Origin of the sequence: Bacillus sp. R45 (assembly GCF_021729365.1) — a bacterium.
Taxonomy (GTDB): domain Bacteria; phylum Bacillota; class Bacilli; order Bacillales; family Bacillaceae; genus Bacillus; species Bacillus velezensis.
Map to the genome: position 1 here is coordinate 3,903,513 of NZ_CP091421.1, position 20,823 is coordinate 3,924,335.

Below are 20,823 nucleotides of genomic sequence, written 5' to 3' on the forward strand. Positions count from 1 at the left end.
AATAAAACAGTGCGGGTTCCCCCGCACTGTTACACTGTGATTTCTATCAAATTGCCTTCCCCATCCTCTATCACGCTCTCATAATATCCGTCACCCGTCACGCGCGGGCCGCTTACAACCTGAAATCCGTCGTTTTTAAACGTCTCCGTCAATTCATTCACCCGCTCCTTGCTGCCTGTAGAAAATGCGAGATGCGCCCATCCGGTCATATTCTGTGACGGAGCTTCATCAATGCCGCCTTTTTTCATAAGTTCCAGCCTGCATCCGGAGTCAAACGAAAGAAAATACGATTTGAAATCTTTTTTCTCATTATAATAAAGGTCATTGGCCTTGGCGCCGAAGTATTTCTCATAAAATTCTTTCATCCGTTCTAAATCTTTCACCCATATGGCCGCATGTTCAATTCGCATATGTCCGCCTCCTTTTTTTTTCTCAATCTAGTTATAAAGCATGAAACCCATTTCAGCTCAAGACTTTTTCCGCTGAAATTGATGCATAATTTGTTTTTTAGCCGTTTCTCCGTGCAAAAACAGCAAAAATGCTTCCCTTCCGACCCGTTCCAAATGAAGTTCCAGAGATGGGATATTCAATGCCCGGCTGACGCTCAGGTTTCCCTCGCCGATGATCTCCGCATCCCATTTCTGTTCTTTCGCAAACTGGTACAAGCCGGCAGCCACGTCATCACTGTGCGCATAGATGGCCGTCGGCGCCTTGTCGAAACCCCAGAAGTGTTCACCTGCCCGCTTTCCGTCGTCCATATCATGGCATCCGATCAGAATGCGGGTTTCATCAAGAGAGCCGAAAACCGCCTTATATGCGGTTACCTTGTCGGCCGTACTCGGGCTTTTTTCCGCTTCCCGCACACATGTAAAAGCAACGTCTTGATGTCCGCGGTTTTTCAAATACAAAAAGCTTTCTCTGTAAGCTGCCTGCCTGTCATTATAAGCGCAGGGAATCTCTTGATGCTGCGTATATTCACAAGCGACAATGGGACCGTACTCCAGATAAGGCACAGCGGTTTCCCATTCATTCGCGCGGGACGTGACAATCAGTCCGTCAATCTTTTTCATTTTCAGCAGTTCGAAATAGGTCATCTCTATAGCGGGGTCATAGTTGGTGGGGAGAAGGGTTGTCACGTAATCATGGGCAAACGCTTCCTTCGTGATACCGTTTACAATTTTGTCAAAGCAGGGATGGTCGCTGTACGGCAAAATCACGCCGATTGTATTGGTCTTTCCTCGAATCAGATCAATGGCGGTTCGATTAGGGGTATAATCCAGCTCCTTCATCACTTGATTCACAAGACGCCTTTTCTCCTCAGATACGTACGGGTGTCGGTTTAATACGCGTGATACGGTAGCCACCGACACATTCGCCAGTTTCGCAATCTCTTTTATATTTGCCATGTGCTCCTCCATTTTTGGTGATAAAAAAGCAGCAAGAGTGGATTTCTCTTACTGCTATCTCATCATAAATCCACTGTCATTTCAACAGGGCAATGGTCAGAACCCATGATATCGGCGTAAATGGCCGCTTCGCTGATCCGCGGCTTCAGTCTGTCTGAAACAATGACGTAATCAAGCCTCCAGCCGATGTTTTTCTCACGTGCGTTCGTCCTGTAAGACCACCAGGAATAGGCGCCTTCCCGATCAGGATATAAATAGCGGAATGAGTCGGTAAATCCGGTGTTCAGCAGGGCGCTGAACGCTTCCCGCTCCTGATCCGAGAAACCGGCGTTCTTCCGGTTGGCTTTCGGATTTTTTAAATCTATCTCCCTGTGTGCGACATTCAGATCGCCGCATAATATCATGGGCTTCTTCCGGTCAAGCTTCTGCAGATACTCCTTAAAATCGGCTTCCCATTGAAGACGGTAATCAATTCGCTCTAATCCGCGTTTGGCATTCGGCGTATAACAGTTGACGACGAACAGGTTCTCAAATTCAAGTGTGATCACCCGTCCTTCTTGATCATGATCGTCAATTCCCAATCCATAAAACACGTGAAGCGGCTTTTCTTTCGAAAAAACAGCCGTGCCTGAGTAGCCTTTTTTCACCGCATAGTTCCAATAGTCATGATACCCTTCAAGCTGTAATGATACTTGTCCGTCCTGTACTTTCGTTTCTTGCAGACATAAAATATCGGCTTTCGTTTCCTGAACGTAAGTATTGATATCTATCTTTTTCATCACGGCACGTAAGCCGTTTACATTCCAAGAAATCAGTTTCATGTGTTCCCCCCTGTCCGGCTCAGCCGGCATTCCAGTGTTTCAATGTTTCCGCCCTCTAATGCCAGCAGCTGCTTTTTCATTTCTAAACCGCCTCTGAATCCGGTCAGTTTTCCGTTTTTTCCGATGACGCGATGGCACGGAACTGTAATCAATACCGGATTTTTCCCGATTGCGGCGCCCACGGCTCTTACGGCTGCCGGTTTCTGAATCATTTTTGCTATATCCGAATAGGAGTATGTCTCGCCGTACGGTATGTCCATAAGCGCTTTCCATACAGCAAGCTGAAATTCTGTCCCGTAAAGATCCACCGGCACTGAAAAAGCTGATCTGCCATTTTCGATGTACTCGGACAGCTCTGCCGTGTAAGACGCCAGCTTCTCATCATCACGTGCCAATCGGTATTGCGGCAGTGATTTTTTTGCCCACTGCTCAAGCTCTTCAAAGCTTCCATGATTTGAACCTATAAAGCAAAGCCCTTTAGATGTGGCGGCTGTATACAGGCTCCAATCATTCCGTGTGAAAAGTGTCCAATAGACCATTGTCTCTTTACTCATATTGAACCTCCCTGTCCCATTCCGGCAGTTTTTCGGTATTCTGTGGGCGAATTCCCGGTTCTCTTTTTAAAAAGAGTGGCAAAATGCGCTGTGTTTGGAATTCCGACCGTCAGAGCAATCTCCATGACTGTCATATCAGTATGCTTTAAAAGGTGTTCCGCCTTCGCCAATCTTATGTTCTGTATATACTCAATCGGGGATATTCCCCTGATTTTTTTAAATGTCCGCTGTAAATGATAAGGGCTGCCGTGACACATTTCGGCCAGTACACTCAGAGTCAGAGATTCGTGATAATGGCGTTCAATGTACTCAATGATTTGAGCAATCCATTCTTCATCAGGAAGACGAAGACCGTTCGGCCGGCACCTTTTACAGGGACGAAAATGTTTATCAATCGCTGCATCAGCCGTATCAAACACCAGCACGTTTTCTTTATTCGGAATTCTCGATTTACAAGAAGGCCGGCAGAAAATCCCCGTCGTTTTTACTGCATAATAAAATGCCCCGTCATAAGAAGCATCATTGCATATGATTGCGCTCCACTTTTCATCAGTCAGGATATTTCTGTCTGTCTCCATCTCAGCCACCCCCTGTTCTTCAGTATAAACAAATTCATTGCATAAGTACGCGTATTTGAATAGAGGAGCAAGATAACAAAGATAGATGTCAGGAGCACTTCCATGTTTCATGTGAAACATTTCGGCAGGATGGAGGAGGACTGATATAAAAAAAGAGCAGGAGCCCGCAGGCTCTTGCTCTTTTCTTTCGGCTTACTCGCCAGTTACGTATGGAAGTAAAGCCATTTGACGTGCGCGTTTGATCGCGATAGTCAATTTACGTTGGTATTTCGCGTTTGTTCCAGTTACACGGCGAGGTAAGATTTTACCACGCTCAGAAACAAACTTTCTAAGAAGATCTACATCTTTGTAATCGATGTGCGTAATGCCGTTAGAAGTGAAGTAACAAACCTTACGGCGTTTCGCACGACCGCCTCTGCGTCCTCCTGCCATTGTCATTTCCCACCTTTCTCGTTATGAATATAGCGATAATCTATTAGAACGGAAGATCATCATCCGAGATGTCAATCGGCTTGCCGTCGTTGGCAAATGGATCATCATTAAAACTGTTCCCTTGATTTCGTCTCTGGTTGTTCTGATTTCCGCCGAACGGATTATCATTTTGGCCTCCGCCAAAGTATTGGCCTCCGCCGCTGTTTCCTTCGTTGTATCCGCCTGATCCAGAACCGCCGCTGTTTTTAGGCTCAAGAAATTGAACACTTTCAGCTTGGACTTCTGTCACGAAGACACGCTGTCCTTGCTGATTTTCATAATTTCTTGTCTGGAGTCGGCCGTCTACGCCGGCAAGGCTTCCTTTTTTAAGAAAGTTTGCAACGTTTTCGGCTTGTCTTCTCCAAGTGACACAATTAATGAAATCGGCTTCACGTTCTCCGGACTGGTTCGTGAATGTACGATTCACAGCAAGAGTAAACGTGGCGACAGCCGCACCGCTTGGCGTATAACGAAGCTCTGGGTCTTTTGTCAGTCTTCCGACTAATACAACTCGGTTAAGCATATGAAAGACCACCTTTTAACATTATATATTTCAAATTGCTTATTCTTCTTCTTTAACAACGATGTGGCGAATGATATCGTCACTGATCTTAGCTAAACGGTCGAATTCAGCAACCGCTGCAGCTTCAGACTGAACGTTTAAGATTTGGTAGAAACCGTCACGGAAATCGTTGATTTCGTAAGCAAGACGACGTTTACCCCAATCTTTTGTTCCAGTGATCTCCGCTCCGTTAGAAGTCAATACGTTGTTGAAACGCTCGATAACTGCCTTCTTTGACTCTTCGTCAATGTTCGGACGGATAATGTACATAACTTCGTACTTTTTCATCTGTTTGCACCTCCTTTTGGTCTAAGCGGCCCTATAATGGGCAAGGAGCAATAATTCTATTACTCACAAGTTTATATTATACCAAAGCTCTTGTCCCTTTACAACTGTGTCCTATACATTAAATCGGAAATGAATGACATCTCCGTCTTGGACTACATATTCCTTACCTTCCAGACGCACTTTTCCGGCTTCTTTCGCTCCGGACATTCCGCCGCCTGCCAAAAGGTCTTCATAAGCAACCGTTTCAGCGCGGATAAAGCCGCGTTCAAAGTCAGTGTGGATGATACCCGCACACTCAGGAGCTTTCATGCCTTTTCTGAATGTCCATGCGCGCACTTCCTGTTCGCCCGCCGTAAAGTATGTCGCAAGGCCGAGAAGAGAGTATGACGCTTTAATCAGCTGATCAAGACCTGATTCTTCGATGCCGAGCTCCTCAAGGAACATTTGCTTTTCTTCGCCTTCCAATTCGGCAATTTCAGACTCAATTTTCGCACAGACGACGATAACTTCGGCATTTTCACCCGCGGCGTACTCACGGATTTTCGCAACGTATTCATTGTCTGAAGGATCAGCCACTTCATCTTCGCTTACATTCGCCACATAAAGCACGGGTTTTGACGTAAGCAAATGAAGCTGCTTCACAAGCTTTTGCTGTTCTTCCGTAAATTCAACGGAACGGGCAGGCTTTTCTTGTTCGAAAGCTTCTTTTAATTTAGACAGAATGTCAAATTCAAAAACCGCTTCTTTGTCTTTTTGCTTCGCAAGCTTGCTTACACGCGTGATGCGTTTTTCGACTGTCTCCATGTCGGCAAGAATCAATTCAAGATTGATCGTTTCAATATCGTCAATCGGATCGACTTTCCCTGACACGTGCGTAATATTGTCATCAGCGAATGCACGTACAACGTGGCAGATCGCATCAACCTGACGGATATGAGAAAGAAACTTATTTCCGAGTCCTTCACCTTTAGATGCGCCTTTTACGATCCCCGCGATATCAGTGAATTCAAACGCAGTCGGCACCGTTTTTTTCGGATTCACCAATTCAGTCAGCTTTTGCAGACGTTCATCCGGCACTTCCACGATTCCCACGTTCGGATCAATTGTACAGAACGGGTAGTTGGCTGATTCGGCACCAGCCTGGGTAATTGCATTAAATAACGTCGATTTTCCGACATTCGGCAAACCGACAATTCCAGCAGTTAAAGCCATTCTTTCATCTCCTCTATATCAAACCATCATCGTATAAACGTATTGTAAACCTAGAGCAATTATAAGGAGGTTCATAGGAAAAGACAAGCTGAGAAAAAAGCATTTCCCGCCCTCTCTCTCCTTAGATTATCCTTTTTTAACCGCTACCAGACAGTCAAAAAGCGTACTTCCCATTCCATTATCGGAATTTGAATCCTTTGTGAGCATGTTGACGGAGCCTCCGAATGCCGCCCACATGCCTTCATCTATATTCACCGTCTTCGGGTGAGCCTGCTTCATGATTTTCACCCTGCCGCGCAGACGGCCGCGGTCATTGTATACCTCTGCCGTATCTCCGTCTTGAAGTGAAAGCTCCTCGGCGATATCCGGCGACAGGTCCACCTGAATCTGCTGGAGCTTTTCAATAAACGGCACGTGCTGTGAATGATTGGAGCGCTGCGGGTGAATGGACAGCAGCGTATACGGATATTTCCCGGCCAGTCCGGCGTCGTGATAAACAGACTCCTCCGGCACTTCCAATTGAGGGAGGCCGCTGTATCCTTTCTCTTCTGCCAGTGACGAGACGAATTCAAATTTTCCGCTTGGGGTTAAAAATTGAAAATCACTCCACGGAACCTGTTTAACCGGAATCGGCATATGTCCTTTTTCCTTTAATTGCTCAAGGGTGATTCCTTCTTTCTCCAAAGAAGAGAGCCCCATTTTCAAGAAATCTTCCGCACTGTAATCAAACAGCTCCCCGAATCCGAGACGCTTTGCGAGTTCCGTCCAGATCCAGCGGTCTGATTTTGCCTCTCCCTGCGGTTCCGCAAGCTTCTTACCATATTGAACATAGTGATGATACATGCTGGAATAATAAATATCTTCCTCTTCGAAAACAACGGCCGTCGGCAGCACATAGTCACAGAGCTTCGCCGTATCGGTCATGACCGAATCAATGGCCACTGTGACCGGCGTTTTTTCAAACGCTTCCTTCACTTTTTTTGTATTCGGCACCTGTGTCAGCGGATTGCCGCACGTCACGATGATCATCTCAATCGGCGGGTCGGCTGCATTCAGCGCCTCTTCAGCTTGAGTCATCATCGAAAACGTTCTCGAACTTTTCTTCAAATCAGGACGAGTGAGCTCGGCCTTTGCAAAGCTTTCACCGACTTGCACATTTCCGAAGTTGGCGCCGCCGCCTTTGATACCGACATTTCCGCTCGCCGCAGCTAAAGCGTCAATCCACCGTATCGTCCCGCCCCCGTTTTTATATCTCTGCATCCCAAGACCCATAAAAGTGGAGGCGGGACCGTCAGCATATAAATCGGCAAGATATTCAAGCGCTTCTAAAGACGTTTCTGTTTTCTCAATGATCTCCTCAAAAGAAATCGTCTGCAGAAGCTTGTCTATTTCCTCAAAACCGACCGAATGCTTTTGAATAAAATCAGAATCGGTTCTGCCGGTTTGGCATAATATTTTTAAAACACCCGCCGCAAGCCAGCCATCCATGCCGGGTTTGACGGATATATACCGGTCGGCAAGCTTTGCAGTCGGGTTAAAAATAGGGTCAATGACCGTCAGTGTCGCTCCTTTTTTCTTCACCTGCTGCAGATGATGATAGAGGTGCATATTCGTCCGGGACACGTTTCTGCCCCATACGATCACATGCTTGCTGTGATAAATATCAAGCGGTCCATGCCCGTAAGAACGCCCGAAATCCCAGCGCTGCGCTTCAATGCCGGAACCCCAGCAAATGCTGCCCGCAATCTCGGTTACACCGCCGTATCCATTGAAAAAACGCTGGTCGAGCGCCTTCAAAAGACCGTTATTGGCGTAGTCATGACTGTGCAGCACTGCGGCAGTGCCCAACGTCTCCTTAATCACCGCCATTTTTTCAGCAATTTCATCTAACGCCTGCTCCCAGGAAATGCGGACAAATTCGCCGTCTTTCTTTTTTAAAGGAAAACGAAGCCGTTCCGGCGCATTCGTTTTCGTCTCCAGCATTCTGCCCCGGCCGCAAATTTTCCCTTCCGTAATGGGATGATTCGGGTCTCCGTCTACTTTCGTCACCTTTCCATCCTCAACTGTCACCAAAAAGCCGCAGCTGTCCCAGCAATTCAGCGGGCACGCTGACTGATGCACTTTGCTCATCGGGCCTCTTCCTCTCCTCTATATGAAAAAGCATGAGCGCCAGCCCTTATGATGTAGGCTCCTCATGCTTGACGAGTACTTTTTTCAGCTTTCTCTCAAAATCTCTTCTCGGAATCATGACACTGTGGGAACAACCCGTGCATTTGATCCGAATATCCATTCCCATCCGAATGATTTTCCACCTGTTTTCACCGCAAGGATGCGGCTTCTTCATTTCAACAATATCATTCAGGCCAAAGTCTTTATCCGCCAAGACCCTTCACCTCTCTCCATAGACTGCTTTATTTATTGTACAAAAAAAGACAGGATAAGAGCAACGGCCGCACTCAAAATGAGCATTATACTTTTTTCCATCTCCCTAAAATAGGGTAAAGAAGAAGACATACCAGCAAATAAAGACTTAAAAGCCCGTAAATGGGATATAAAATGGCGATCAAATCTGAAAAACCGATTGTCGTAAAAGGCACCATCACAGCTAAAAGAAGAGATACGAGCGTCCATCTCGGCAATTTCACAAATGCAAGCATGCGGCTGGACAGCCCGAACAGACCGGTCACCGTTGTCGTATAGATGGCTAAAAAAAGCACGGCGGCCATACAAAGAAATAACGGATAAGGAGCGCCTTCAAGGACGGCGAAAAGAGGAATCTCATATTGTGTAAGACTGCCTGAAAGCTGTACAAGCGTTTCATTGTAAACAAATGAAATCATACCGAAAATCAGCCCGCTTGCAACGCTTGCGATTTTCGCTTCTCCCAGTCCCTTCATATCTTTCCCGATTGAAGAAAGAACAGCAACAACAGAAAGAATGTTTAAGGACGTGAAGGTAATGCTTGCCGGCCAATTATACTGGCGGGTCAAGTCTATCGTCCACGTGTAATGATGCGTTGTCTGAAAAAAGACCAATGCATATAACAGCCCCGCTACAAGAATCGGTATCAAAATACTATTCAGAGATAATATCCCTTTTATATCCCAAAAGAATAAACCCACGGTCACAATGCAAAGAAGAAAAATACCGATCCAAAACGGCAGCTTGTACATTTGCAGCGTCACACCGCCACCGGCAATCATAACCATCGTCATTGAAAACAAATAAAACATAATAAGCACATCATAGACTTTAGCAAGAGCCGGCCCCATCAGATGCTCAAGCACAGGTAAAAAGTGCGTTGATTGAACCCGATAGCTGATCTTCAACACAATATAAGCCGAAATCGTAAACATGACTGTAAACAATACAATAGCCAGTCCGCTTTCGACACCGAAAAACTGCCATATTTCCTGCCCGCTTGCATACCCGGCCCCAATCTGGCTGCTTAATATGAGCAGCATCCACTTCATCCCGGCTCTCCACACCCTCATCACCTCATAAAATTTCTGATCATCTCCGCATATTGCTACTATATTGAGTGACAGCAGCAAACATTCATACAATTGGGACAAATATGGTATGATAACGACGATTGACTATTCAGAAAATTCATTTATGTTAGGCGCTCAAATCATGGACATCAGGCGTTTAATCGCAAGTGATACCCAGCCTTACTCCGATTCAGGCTCAAAGCTTTAAAAGATCACCCGGACGCAATCGCCGTCAGCTATGAGGCCGTCTGAAAAATTCAAAGCCAGGCTTGAAGCCGGCAATGCCATCGTGCTTGGCGCCTTTGAACAAGACAGACTGATAGGAATCCTCAAGATCTCCAAGCATTCGCTGTTTAAACTAAGACACATTGCGGTTATTGGTTCTATGTATATTTCCCCCAAAAACCGAGGGTCAGGCGCGGGAAAAGCTTTAATGACGGAAGCCATCAGCCAAGCAAAAAAGATGAAAGACACAGAACAGCTCCATCTCTCTGTTACTTCAACAAATGAACCCGCAAAAAAACTCTGCGCTCAGTTAGGATTTATCCTCTTCTCTGCAGAAAAAAGAGCGCTGAAATTAGATCATCAGCAATATGTTGATGTAGATCAAATGGTCTTATTTCTTTCATGAACTTAGAGAATAACTGCTCTGGGTTCTTTTTTCTATCCCGCTCTTTTCAAACAACCGGCATGCTCATCAACATAAGCATAAAAAAAGGCAGCGCTGGATATACTGTAAACAACCATACATCACCAAAAACAACAATGTAATACTCGTATGACATGACAAGGAAGTGAACCTTATGAATCGAAAAGGCGGGCTTTTTTCTCAAGAACGGGCAAAACAATATGTATCCCATACGGATTCTTCTGCTGCGAATCAAATACAAGCAATCCTTACTTCATCTTTACGTAAAGCAGCCGGCAGACCGTTAGTCACCGTGTGTATCGGTACAGATCGGTCGACCGGAGATTCATTAGGTCCGCTCGTAGGAACAAAGTTAGAAAAAATGAATTTAGGCAGATTGCACGTTTACGGCACGCTGTCAGATCCTGTTCACGCCGTCAATATGAAAGACAAGCTGAAAGATATTCAACATCTACATAAAAATCCGTTTATTATAGCGGTTGATGCTTGTTTAGGCCGCGTCAAAAGCGTAGGCTCATTTCAAATCGGCGATGGGCCGCTGAAGCCCGGAGCAGGTGTTCAAAAAGACCTTCCTGAAATCGGTGACGTCCATATCAATGGAATCGTCAATGTCAGCGGGTTTATGGAGTATTTTGTCCTGCAGAATACGAGGCTTCATCTTGTTATGAGCATGGCAAATGTTTTAGCAGAGGGGTTACAGCTGACAGATAAATCAGAAGGCCGGCAGGAACGGCTCAGTCCGTTTCATAAGCTGACAAGACGTATATAAAAAACCATCTTTTTTTAAAAAGATGGTTTTTACGCTTCTCTTTCGGACAATAGTTCCAGGATACGTTCAAGATCTTCATTTGAGAAAAACTCAATCTCAATCTTCCCTTTTTTCTTTTGTCTCTTAATATTGACTGTTGTTCCGAAGTAATTTTGCAAATACGATTCCCGCTCTTTTAACACAACATCTTGAACAGGTTCTTTTTTCTTTGTTTCACGTGGAACATTGTTGTTTAACTGCTGAATCAGCTGCTCAAGCTGGCGGACGTTCAGCTGTTCTTCAACCACTTTCTTCACAAGCGGTTCAAGCTTGTTTTTATTTTTCAAGCCAAGCAAGGTTCTGCCGTGTCCCATGGATAACGTACCTTCTGCAATGAGGTTCTGGATGCTTTCCGGCAGCGTCAGCAGTCTTAAATGGTTGGCAATATGAGGCCTGCTTTTCCCGAGCCGTTTAGCGAGCTGTTCCTGGGTTAAATCCAAATGCTTCAGCAGTGAGTCATATGCCAGAGCTTCTTCAAGCGGTGATAAGTCTTCACGCTGAAGGTTTTCCAAAAGAGCGATTTCCCGCATCAGCGATTCAGATAAATCCCGCACGATAGCCGGCACTGTCTCTTTACCGGCAAGTTTTGCGGCGCGGTAACGGCGTTCGCCGGCTACAATATCATAGCCCTTCAATGATTTTCTCACGATAATGGGCTGAAGAATGCCATGCTGAATGATGGATTCCTTCAGTTCAGCTAATGACTCATCATCAAATTGTTTTCTTGGCTGATAAGGATTGGGGCGTAAATCACTGATTTTAATTTCTTCCACTGTCTCTTCAGACAAATCAACCTGATTAAACAACGCGTTAATCCCTTTTCCGAGCCCGCCTTTAGCCATTCGCTGCCACTTCCTTTGCTAAATCTAAATATACTTCCGCACCTCTCGAACGCGGATCGTATAATATGATCGGCTTGCCGTGACTCGGCGCCTCACTTAAACGGACATTGCGAGGAATAATGGTTTGATACACTTTATCTCTAAAGTATTTCTTTACCTCTTCTATCACTTGAATGCCGAGATTCGTTCTGGCATCAAGCATCGTCAGAAGCACTCCTTCTATCATTAAGTCGGTATTTAAATGTTTCTGCACAAGCCGAACTGTATTTAATAATTGACTCAATCCTTCAAGAGCGTAGTATTCGCACTGAACCGGGATAACGACTGAATCTGAAGCGGTAAGCGCATTAATCGTTAATAACCCGAGAGACGGAGGACAATCAATAATCATGTAATCGTAATTTTGTTTCACAGATTCTAATGCTCTTTTCAGCCTGACCTCCCGTGAGATCGTCGGAACCAATTCGATTTCCGCTCCCGCAAGCTGGATCGTGGCCGGAATGACATCTAAGTTCTCTACTGAAGTCGGTTTAATAATTTCTGTAACATCTGCATCATCTACTAAAATGTCGTACACACAATGATCCACATCGGCTTTTTCAATCCCTAATCCGCTCGTTGCATTGCCCTGCGGATCAATATCAACAAGAAGAACCCTTTTACCTATGTAAGCCAAGCAAGCCCCCAGATTAACAGAAGTCGTCGTCTTCCCGACTCCGCCTTTTTGGTTCGTAATTGCTATGATTTTTCCCACGATGTCACCTACCTTCACATGAACATGTACTGTCTTGTTTCTATCTTATCAAAAAAAGAGTAAAGCGTTTTATTTTTTTCATAATTTGTTTATCAGCAAGTGAAAAAAATGTAAACGAAAAAGACACTTTCTAATATAAGTTCTCCGATAAAGTGACTTTTTTGACTGTAAAAAGACAATTCACGACACAAAAAGATAAAATTTTACATATATAATGTATAGTGCACAATAAATCTATTATTATCTCAAAATAGTTTTTTGATTAAAATAAAAACTCCCCTGCTGATCAGGAGAGTTTTTATTTAGGTATCCGAATGGTAAGCTGGATGTACTCTTCGAATTCTTCTTCTTCAGTGTTCAGCCTGACGCCGCTGTCTTCCACCATGGACAGTGACTGACGAATCGTATTCATCGCAATTCTTGTATCCCTGCTGAACGCTTTGCGTCTCGGCTTTGGTTTCTGCTTATTCTGTTCAAGCATTTTCACCACTCTGTCTTCTGTCTGCTTGACGTTTAAGCTTTTCTCAATGATTTCCGCAAGCAATGTGACCTGAAACTCCGGCTGTTTGAGCGGAATCAGTGCTCTTGCATGACGTTCCGTAATTTTTTTCTCCATAATCGCATCCTGGACGGGTTCCGGGAGCTTTAACAATCGGAGCTTGTTCGCAATCGTTGACTGGCCTTTTCCTAAGCGCTGCGCCAAGGCTTCCTGTGTTAAATCATGAAGTTCTAACAGCCTTGCGTACGCATGAGCTTCCTCAATGGAGGACAATTCTTCCCTTTGCAGGTTTTCAATCAAAGCGACAGATGCTGTTTCCGTATCAGAAAAATCTTTAATAATTGCGGGAATCTTCTCCCATTCAAGCGTCTGTACCGCTCTCCAGCGCCTTTCACCCGCAATGAGCTCATATTGTCCTTCATCTTCTGTATGTCTGACAACAATCGGCTGAATGATGCCGTGTGTATGGATAGTCATTGCTAACTCTTTGATTTTTTCATCTGAGAAAATGGTGCGTGGCTGAAAACGGTTGGGAACGATAGCATGTACCGGTATTTCGAGTATCTCTTCTTTGTTTGTATCATGCTCAGCTATCTCCGGTTCCTCTTCCTTCTCACCAAACCCGAAGAAACGAGAGAATGAATGCTTCATGTACCTACACCACCTTTAAAAACTGCCATTTTTATAATTCTATTTTCTCATGGTTTTTCCTGCTGTATCTTCATCAATTTTGCAGAAAATATGATGGAATTGTCACATCAGGCTGTCTAAATTACCCTTCAATTGGCGATTTATTTGGAGTACCCGGTTTTCTCGGATATTTTTTCGGAGTGCTTTTCGTCTTGCGAATGATCATAATGTTCCGTTCACTTTCTTCAACGGGAAGTGTAAAGGAATGAACTTGTTCAAGCTCTCCTCCCAATACTTTAATCGCCTTTTGCCCCGCTTTCAGCTCTTCATCAGCGGCTGCAGCTTTTAGTGCCGCAAATATACCGTTTTTCTTGGCCAGCGGCAGACAAAGCTCACTCAGGACTGACAGACGCGCCACTGCACGGGCCGTCACGAGATCGAAGCTTTCCCGTACGTCTTTCCGCTGTCCGAATGTCTCCGCTCTGTCATGGACAAATGTCGTATGCTCTAATTGTAAAGCATCAGAGAGAGTTTCCAAAAACGTAATCCGCTTATTCAGTGAATCGACGATGGTGACATGCAGATGCGGGAAGCAGATTTTGACGGGCAGGCTTGGAAAACCGGCGCCGGCGCCGACGTCACAAAGAGTGGTGACCTTTTCAAAATCAATATAAAATGCCGCCGTTATCGAATCATAAAAATGCTTGAGATAAACTTCCTTTTTCTCAGTGATGGATGTCAGATTCATTTTTTCGTTCCATTCCACAAGCATCCGGTAATACAACTCGAATTGCTCCAGCTGGCGGTCAGAAAGGGAAATCCCTTTCTCCGCTAAACTGGATGTAAATTGCTCTATATTCATGCCGTCATCCTTTCTATTCAGCTACCTTGGCAATACGGCCCTGCTCCAGGTATACCAGCAGGATTGAAATGTCTGCCGGATTGACGCCGGAAATACGGGACGCTTGAGCAACTGATAAAGGACGCACTTCTTTCAGCTTTTGACGCGCTTCAGTAGCAATTCCTTTAATGGCGTCATAATCAATCCGATCAGGGATTTTTTTGTTTTCCATTTTCTTCAGCTTTTCCACTTGCTGCAAGGATTTTTCGATATATCCTTCATATTTCACCTGAATTTCCACTTGTTCCGCCACATCTTGCGGAACCGGAGAATCTGCAGGCGCAAGTTTTGTCACTGTTTCATAGTTCATTTCCGGACGTTTCATTAAATCTGTGCCGCGCACTCCGTCTTTCAGCTCGCTTCCGCCGAGTGAACGGATATATTCCTGATTCTCAGGAGACGGCTTGATAATAACAGACCAGAGACGTTTTTTCTCTGCCTCGATCGCCGCTTTTTTCTTCTCAAACGCTTCATAGCGCTCATCAGAAATTAAGCCGATCTCATGGCCGATTTCCGTCAGGCGAAGATCCGCGTTGTCGTGACGGAGCAGCAGTCTGTATTCCGCCCGTGAAGTCAGCAGACGATACGGTTCATTGGTTCCTTTCGTTACCAAATCATCAATCAATACACCGATATAAGCATCGGAACGGCTGAGGATCACTTCTTCTTTTCCAAGCGCTTTGCGGCCTGCGTTGATCCCTGCCATAATTCCTTGCCCGGCTGCTTCCTCATAACCTGATGTACCGTTAATTTGACCGGCTGTGTACAGGTTAGGGATTTTTTTCGTCTCCAGTGTAGGCCAGAGCTGCGTCGGTACAATCGCGTCATACTCAATCGCGTATCCGGCTCTCATCATCTGCACCTTTTCCAGTCCCGGAATGGTCGCCAGCATCCGCTGCTGCACGTCCTCAGGAAGACTCGTGGATAGACCCTGAACGTATACTTCCTGCGTATTTCTGCCTTCCGGCTCAAGGAAAATCTGATGGCGCGGTTTATCATTAAACCGAACGACTTTATCTTCAATCGAAGGGCAGTATCTCGGTCCCGTTCCTTTAATCATACCGGAATACATCGGCGAACGATGCAGGTTGCTGTCGATGATCTCATGAGTCTCAGGACTCGTGTAAGTCAGCCAGCAAGGCAGCTGATCGGTAATGTATTCAACCGTTTCATATGAGAAAGCGCGCGGAACCGGGTCCCCCGGCTGGATTTCTGTTTTGCTGTAATCAATGGAATCGCTTGAGACACGAGGAGGCGTGCCCGTTTTAAAACGGACGAGATCAAAACCGAGCTCCTCTAAGTGCTCAGAAAGTTTAATAGACGGCTGCTGGTTATTCGGACCGCTTGAGTAAGACAGATCCCCGAGAATGATCCGCCCTCTTAAATACGTTCCGGTTGTCAGCACGACCGTTTTTGCCTTGTATTCAGCACCGGTTTGCGTAATGACACCGCGGCACTCTCCGTCTTCAATGATTAAACGCTCGGCAATCCCTTGAAGAAGTGTCAAATTCGGTGTTTTTTCCAGCGTATGCTTCATTTCGTGCTGATATTGGAATTTATCCGCCTGCGCACGCAGCGCCCGTACGGCCGGACCTTTTCCTGTATTCAGCATTCTCATTTGAATATGAGTTTTATCTATATTTCTAGCCATTTCTCCGCCGAGCGCGTCAATTTCGCGGACGACAATCCCTTTCGCGGGGCCGCCGACAGACGGATTACATGGCATAAACGCAACCATATCAAGATTAATCGTCAAAACAAGCGTTTTGGCTCCCTGGCGCGCGGATGCGAGGGCAGCCTCAACACCGGCATGCCCGGCGCCGATGACAATCACGTCGTATTGGCCTGCTTCATACCCCATGGTTTTTTCCTCCCTTTTATTTACCTAAACAAAATTGTGAAAAGAGCTGATCAATTAAGCTTTCGTGGACGGCATCACCGATGATTTCGCCCAGCAGTTCCCAGCACCTTGTCAAATCAATTTGCACCATATCAATCGGAACATCCTGTTCAATCCCGTTCAGCGCATCATCAATCGCTTGCTTTGCCTGATGCAGAATCGAAATATGACGGGTGTTGCTGACATAGGTGAGATCTCCGCTTTCGATCGCTCCTGTATAAAATAGCGACTGAATCGCTTCCTCTAAATCTTGAATGCCTTCTTCTTTCAGCAATGAGGTCGTGACGACAGGCCGGCCTTTCGCCAGTTCCTTGACGCGCTCAGCGTCAATCTTAGCCTCAAGGTCCGTCTTATTCATAATGACAATGACGTCCATTCCCTCAACCGCTTCAAACAATTTCACATCTTCTTCAGAAAGCGCTTCGCTGTGGTTAAGCACAAGCAAAATGAGATCCGCTTCCTTCAGAACCTGCCGTGACCGTTCCACACCGATTCTTTCGACGATGTCTTCTGTCTCACGGATTCCGGCGGTATCGACAAGCCGAAGCGGCACGCCTCGCACGTTGACATATTCCTCAATCACATCACGCGTCGTTCCCGGAATATCGGTTACGATCGCCTTCGTTTCATGGACAAGGCTGTTAAGCAGAGAGGATTTCCCGACGTTCGGACGGCCGATGATCACGGTAGACAGTCCCTCACGCAAAATTTTCCCCTGCTCAGACGTACGGAGCAGCGCCTCGATTTCTTTCTTCACGCCGCTTGCCTTCTCCACTAAAAGCTGATGCGTCATTTCTTCGACGTCATCATATTCCGGATAATCTATATTCACCTCAACATGGGCAAGTGTTTCTAACAACTCATCACGCAGACGGCGGACAAGCGCGGAAAGCCGTCCTTCCATCTGGTTCATGGCGACATTCATGGCACGGTCCGTTTTGGCCCTGATCAGATCCATCACCGCTTCCGCCTGTGAAAGGTCAATCCGTCCGTTTAAAAATGCGCGCTTCGTAAACTCACCGGGTTCTGCCAGTCTCGCACCTTCTCTTAAAGCAAGCTGGAGCACCTGATTAACCGTCACAATACCCCCGTGACAGTTGATTTCAATGACATCTTCCCTTGTGAATGTTCTGGGCGCTCTTAAAACAGACACCATGACTTCCTCAATAATCCGTCCCGTCGTACTGTCCGCGATATGCCCGTAATGAATGGTATGCGATTCTGCCGAACTGAGCGTTTTGCCTTTCGGACCCTTGTACATTTTGTCGGCGATCTTTACGGCTTCCGGGCCGCTCAGCCGAACGATCGCAATCGCGCCTTCACCCATCGGAGTTGAAATCGCTGCAATTGTATCCATGCTGTTCACCTCTCTTTATCTCTGTTTCCATCTATATAAAAAATTTATTTATGCCAAAATTAAAAGATAACATAGTTTGGTTTGAAGTGGAAGATACGTTATCCACAAAAGCAGAAATTCATCCCTTATTACTTTAACTTACCCACATGTGAATAACAATTAATTTTATTTCCTAAAACCTTTTTTATCAACAGCATAGACCGAAAAAGAAAAAACTTAAACGCAAAAAATGCGATTCTGCTCAGGAATAGAGCCATTTTTACCAATAAAAAAACCGAAGTTCCGATTTTACCCGGACTTCGGTTTTCTGCTATCTTTATGGGAAATAACGAGATGGCGGTACCGGCCTTCACCGGTAGAAAACGTTTTGATATTTGGATGCTTTGACAGCGCGTCATGGATGATTTTTCTTTCACCTGACGGCATCGGTTCTAAATGCACCTCTTTTTTCGTTTTCGACACTTGCTTGGCCAGCCTGTTTGCCAGCTGATCCAGAATTTCTCTTCTTTTCCGCCGATAATTCTCAGCGTCGACAACGGCTTGGCGATACTGGCCGGAGCCGCGGTTCAAAACAAGCTGCGTCAATGTTTCCAAGGCATTGAGTGTTTGTCCTCTTTTGCCAATAAGCAGCGCCGCTTTTTCACCTTTAATGTGAAAACAGACTGTTTTCTTGTTTTCTTCCGTAACAATCTCAGAAGGCCCGGCAATGGAATGGATGATTTCTTCTAAATACGCTTTCGCTTCCTGAACAGGATTTCTTTTCTCTTCCAGTTCTACGATCGCATTCTTTTTTCCGAAAATACCCAAAAACCCTTTATATTCTTCTTGCACCACCGTTATTTCTACTTGATCTTTCGTCAGTTGAAGTTCCTGAAGGCCTGATTGAACTGCTTCTTCGACATTCCGTCCCGCAGCAGTCACCTTCTTCACTTTTTCTTTCCTCCGGCTTTCTGCGTTTCCGGATCGTGTTTAATGTCAGGTCCTTTAATAAGGAATGTCTGAGCAATCATAAACAGGTTTCCGACTACCCAATACAGAGAAAGCGCGCTCGGGAAGTTGATCGCAAATACGATGATCATGATCGGCATAATCCATACCATCATTGCCATTTGAGGATTCTGAGTCGGATTTCCCGCCATCATCAGCTTCTGCTGGACAAAAGTGGCCACACCGGCAACGATAGGAAGAATATAGTAAGGATCCTTCTCTCCTAAATCAAACCATAAAAAGCTGTGCTGTGAAATGGCTTGCGTACGCATAATGGCGTGGTAGAATCCGATCAAAATCGGCATTTGAATCAGGATCGGGAAACATCCCGCCAGCGGGTTTACCCCGTGCTTTGAAAACAGGGCCATTGTTTCCTGCTGAAGCTTCTGCTGCGTTTTTTGATCTTTAGAGCTGTATTTTTCTCTGAGCTTCTGCATTTCAGGCTGCAGCGCCTGCACCGCTTTTGAGCTTCGAAGCTGCTTGATCATCAGCGGCAGAATCAGCAGACGAATTAAAATCGTAACGATGATGATCGACAAACCATAGTTATCGCCCGTCAGTTTCGCTACGTACGTAATGACTTCTGACAATGGATACACAACATATTTGTCCCAGAAATGCGGACTATTCGCCGTAATCGGCTCTTTCACACTCGAGCACCCGGCCAGCAGCACGAGCATACCGACCATACTCAGTAGTAACCATATTCTCCTTTTCAAGAACGTTTCCTCCTATACCAATCTTTATAAACCTTGTATGTATTTTAGCATCTTTCAGTTTCAAATGGCGTTCATTTTTCGCCAAATAAAAGGAAGCGCTTTTAAAAACGTGAAGAAAACAAAATATGAGCTATTTTGACGAAGATTTCTTATATAATGAGGTTTTTCTGAATAAGTGCTGCAGACTCTTTTTCGTTTCTTCAAAACTGAGGTCGCCGGCGGGTTTTCTTGCGATAATAATAAAATCTTTCGGCTTGAGCAGCTCTTTTTCCTCCTGAACCGCCTGCCTGATTAACCGCTTCACCCGATTGCGCACGACGGCATTGCCGATTTTTTTACTGACAGAAAGCCCTACCCGGAGCTCTTCCTGTTTCGGCTGATCAAGCGTATACAGCACGAACTGGCGGTTTGCCATAGACGTTCCGCGTTTAAACACTTTTTGAAAATCTTCATTTTTCTTTAACCGATTTCGCTTCTTCACTTTAATTCACTCCGATATTCACTCGCAGAAACTTTTATTTCTATTTAAAAAAAACGGGCCGCCGGAATACTGAAGAAATTTCTCCAGTACCGGGCGACGCATGACATCTCTTTTCTCTTAATGTGAAAAAAGACCACTGACATTATTCAGTGGCCTAAGCTGATAATACTTTTCTGCCTTTGCGGCGACGGCGTGCTAATACTAGACGACCGTTTTTTGAACTCATACGGCTTCTGAAGCCATGAACTTTACTGCGTTTACGGTTATTCGGTTGGAATGTTCTTTTCATTTATGACACCTCCCTCGAGGAATAGCTGTTAAAGACAGTCTTACTTATTATATTTGTGCTGCCTATTCATTGTCAACTTCAGCAGTGCTTTTATTTCTTACAACCATAATAGGATAACATACCTTAACCAGATTAGAAACCTTATTTTTCATATTCCTTTTTTTAACGCACAAAAAAAGCCGCGCTCCCCCGAAAAAACGACATGTGGATAATTTTTCGGTCTTTTTTTAATATCCACAATCGTTATCGACAACATTTTCACATTGCTAACCCCTGTGGACAAAGATTTTTCAACAAGTTGTCAGGTTTGTGGATAAGATTACGAGAACCATTGCAAGTCCTCGCTTAATTTGATATTATATTTGTGTTTTAACTCTTAATTACTTATCCAGTCCATTCTCTTTATCCACAAATTGTGGATAAGTTGTGGATTGTTTTCACACAGCTTGTGTAGATTGTTGTCCACAACTTGTGGAATTTGTCGAAAAGCTATTTTTCTACTATACTATATGTTTTCAACATTTCGTGTGTACGAATGGTCAGAGCCATATGCTCTTTTTTTGTGTTCTATAACAGGGGAAGGGCGCTGATTTTTAAAGAAAAGGAGGGCTGTGCCGGATA

At 45.1% G+C, this 20,823-nt stretch carries 24 protein-coding genes; 2 read left to right on the plus strand and 22 right to left on the minus strand.

Annotated features, from left to right (window positions below; all coding sequences use genetic code 11):
• Positions 1-29: 29 nt before the first annotated feature.
• The 12 genes from L3V45_RS19365 to L3V45_RS19420 all read right to left on the minus strand — a co-directional run bounded on the left by L3V45_RS19365 (position 30) and on the right by L3V45_RS19420 (position 9,386).
• Positions 30-410, minus strand: coding sequence for a VOC family protein (locus L3V45_RS19365; protein WP_044052737.1), 381 nt, complete (start codon positions 408-410; stop codon positions 30-32).
• A 57-nt stretch (positions 411-467) separates the two neighbouring features.
• Positions 468-1,406, minus strand: coding sequence for a LacI family DNA-binding transcriptional regulator (locus tag L3V45_RS19370; RefSeq protein WP_014306206.1), 939 nt, complete (start codon positions 1,404-1,406; stop codon positions 468-470).
• Positions 1,407-1,468: 62 nt separating this feature from the next.
• Positions 1,469-2,227 carry an exodeoxyribonuclease III gene (gene xth, locus L3V45_RS19375; RefSeq protein ID WP_069473662.1) on the minus strand — a complete coding sequence of 253 codons (759 nt, stop codon included), beginning with the start codon at positions 2,225-2,227 and terminating at the stop codon, positions 1,469-1,471.
• Positions 2,224-2,781, minus strand: coding sequence for a methylated-DNA--[protein]-cysteine S-methyltransferase (locus L3V45_RS19380; RefSeq protein WP_014306207.1), 558 nt, complete (start codon positions 2,779-2,781; stop codon positions 2,224-2,226). The genes xth and L3V45_RS19380 overlap by 4 nt, the downstream gene beginning before the upstream one ends.
• A complete protein-coding gene (locus L3V45_RS19385) occupies positions 2,778-3,359 on the minus strand; it encodes a bifunctional transcriptional activator/DNA repair enzyme AdaA (protein WP_004392986.1) in 582 nt (193 codons plus the stop codon). The genes L3V45_RS19380 and L3V45_RS19385 overlap by 4 nt, the downstream gene beginning before the upstream one ends.
• A 192-nt stretch (positions 3,360-3,551) precedes the next feature.
• Positions 3,552-3,791 carry a 30S ribosomal protein S18 gene (gene rpsR, locus L3V45_RS19390; protein ID WP_004392983.1) on the minus strand — a complete coding sequence of 80 codons (240 nt, stop codon included), beginning with the start codon at positions 3,789-3,791 and terminating at the stop codon, positions 3,552-3,554.
• 43 nt (positions 3,792-3,834) lie between these two features.
• Positions 3,835-4,353 carry a single-stranded DNA-binding protein SsbA gene (ssbA, locus tag L3V45_RS19395; protein ID WP_004392979.1) on the minus strand — a complete coding sequence of 173 codons (519 nt, stop codon included), beginning with the start codon at positions 4,351-4,353 and terminating at the stop codon, positions 3,835-3,837.
• Positions 4,354-4,392: 39 nt separating this feature from the next.
• Positions 4,393-4,680: a 30S ribosomal protein S6 gene (rpsF, locus tag L3V45_RS19400; protein ID WP_004392977.1), complete on the minus strand. Its 288-nt coding sequence runs from the start codon at positions 4,678-4,680 to the stop codon at positions 4,393-4,395.
• 111 nt (positions 4,681-4,791) lie between these two features.
• Positions 4,792-5,892: a redox-regulated ATPase YchF gene (gene ychF, locus L3V45_RS19405; protein WP_004392975.1), complete on the minus strand. Its 1,101-nt coding sequence runs from the start codon at positions 5,890-5,892 to the stop codon at positions 4,792-4,794.
• A gap of 126 nt (positions 5,893-6,018) precedes the next feature.
• Complete coding sequence (locus L3V45_RS19410; protein WP_004392974.1) at positions 6,019-8,022, minus strand: molybdopterin-dependent oxidoreductase; 2,004 nt, start codon at positions 8,020-8,022, stop codon at positions 6,019-6,021.
• Positions 8,023-8,068: 46 nt separating this feature from the next.
• Positions 8,069-8,275 carry a DUF951 domain-containing protein gene (locus tag L3V45_RS19415; RefSeq protein WP_004392973.1) on the minus strand — a complete coding sequence of 69 codons (207 nt, stop codon included), beginning with the start codon at positions 8,273-8,275 and terminating at the stop codon, positions 8,069-8,071.
• A gap of 85 nt (positions 8,276-8,360) precedes the next feature.
• Positions 8,361-9,386, minus strand: a complete 1,026-nt coding sequence (locus L3V45_RS19420; RefSeq protein WP_088005468.1) for a YkvI family membrane protein — start codon at positions 9,384-9,386, stop codon at positions 8,361-8,363.
• Between the two features lie 238 nt (positions 9,387-9,624).
• On the opposite strand from L3V45_RS19420, the gene L3V45_RS19425 reads away from it, so the two are divergent.
• Both L3V45_RS19425 and yyaC read left to right on the plus strand, forming a co-directional pair.
• Positions 9,625-10,017 carry a GNAT family N-acetyltransferase gene (locus L3V45_RS19425; protein WP_234949536.1) on the plus strand — a complete coding sequence of 131 codons (393 nt, stop codon included), beginning with the start codon at positions 9,625-9,627 and terminating at the stop codon, positions 10,015-10,017.
• A 172-nt stretch (positions 10,018-10,189) separates the two neighbouring features.
• The gene (yyaC, locus tag L3V45_RS19430) at positions 10,190-10,804 is read left to right on the plus strand and encodes a spore protease YyaC (RefSeq protein WP_004392969.1); all 615 of its coding nucleotides are present in this window, start codon (positions 10,190-10,192) and stop codon (positions 10,802-10,804) included.
• A gap of 29 nt (positions 10,805-10,833) precedes the next feature.
• Here the strand turns inward: yyaC and L3V45_RS19435 are convergent, their stop codons facing one another.
• The 10 genes from L3V45_RS19435 to rpmH all read right to left on the minus strand — a co-directional run bounded on the left by L3V45_RS19435 (position 10,834) and on the right by rpmH (position 20,202).
• Complete coding sequence (locus L3V45_RS19435; protein ID WP_004392966.1) at positions 10,834-11,685, minus strand: ParB/RepB/Spo0J family partition protein; 852 nt, start codon at positions 11,683-11,685, stop codon at positions 10,834-10,836.
• Positions 11,678-12,439, minus strand: coding sequence for a sporulation initiation inhibitor protein Soj (gene soj / locus L3V45_RS19440; protein WP_004392964.1), 762 nt, complete (start codon positions 12,437-12,439; stop codon positions 11,678-11,680). Before soj ends, L3V45_RS19435 begins: the two co-directional genes overlap by 8 nt.
• A 298-nt stretch (positions 12,440-12,737) precedes the next feature.
• Complete coding sequence (gene noc, locus L3V45_RS19445) at positions 12,738-13,589, minus strand: nucleoid occlusion protein (protein WP_007409900.1); 852 nt, start codon at positions 13,587-13,589, stop codon at positions 12,738-12,740.
• Between the two features lie 121 nt (positions 13,590-13,710).
• Positions 13,711-14,430 carry a 16S rRNA (guanine(527)-N(7))-methyltransferase RsmG gene (rsmG, locus tag L3V45_RS19450; protein WP_004392961.1) on the minus strand — a complete coding sequence of 240 codons (720 nt, stop codon included), beginning with the start codon at positions 14,428-14,430 and terminating at the stop codon, positions 13,711-13,713.
• A gap of 13 nt (positions 14,431-14,443) precedes the next feature.
• Complete coding sequence (mnmG, locus tag L3V45_RS19455) at positions 14,444-16,330, minus strand: tRNA uridine-5-carboxymethylaminomethyl(34) synthesis enzyme MnmG (RefSeq protein WP_004392959.1); 1,887 nt, start codon at positions 16,328-16,330, stop codon at positions 14,444-14,446.
• 16 nt (positions 16,331-16,346) lie between these two features.
• The gene (gene mnmE, locus L3V45_RS19460; protein WP_004392954.1) at positions 16,347-17,726 is read right to left on the minus strand and encodes a tRNA uridine-5-carboxymethylaminomethyl(34) synthesis GTPase MnmE; all 1,380 of its coding nucleotides are present in this window, start codon (positions 17,724-17,726) and stop codon (positions 16,347-16,349) included.
• 288 nt (positions 17,727-18,014) lie between these two features.
• Positions 18,015-18,656, minus strand: a complete 642-nt coding sequence (gene jag / locus L3V45_RS19465) for an RNA-binding cell elongation regulator Jag/EloR (RefSeq protein WP_004392953.1) — start codon at positions 18,654-18,656, stop codon at positions 18,015-18,017.
• Positions 18,653-19,402 (minus strand): YidC family membrane integrase SpoIIIJ, encoded by a 750-nt coding sequence (spoIIIJ, locus tag L3V45_RS19470; RefSeq protein ID WP_236837454.1) that lies wholly within the window; start codon positions 19,400-19,402, stop codon positions 18,653-18,655. The genes jag and spoIIIJ overlap by 4 nt, the downstream gene beginning before the upstream one ends.
• 160 nt (positions 19,403-19,562) lie before the next feature.
• Positions 19,563-19,913: a ribonuclease P protein component gene (gene rnpA, locus L3V45_RS19475; protein WP_004392944.1), complete on the minus strand. Its 351-nt coding sequence runs from the start codon at positions 19,911-19,913 to the stop codon at positions 19,563-19,565.
• A gap of 154 nt (positions 19,914-20,067) precedes the next feature.
• Positions 20,068-20,202, minus strand: coding sequence for a 50S ribosomal protein L34 (rpmH, locus tag L3V45_RS19480; RefSeq protein WP_003178075.1), 135 nt, complete (start codon positions 20,200-20,202; stop codon positions 20,068-20,070).
• Positions 20,203-20,823: the final 621 nt, after the last annotated feature.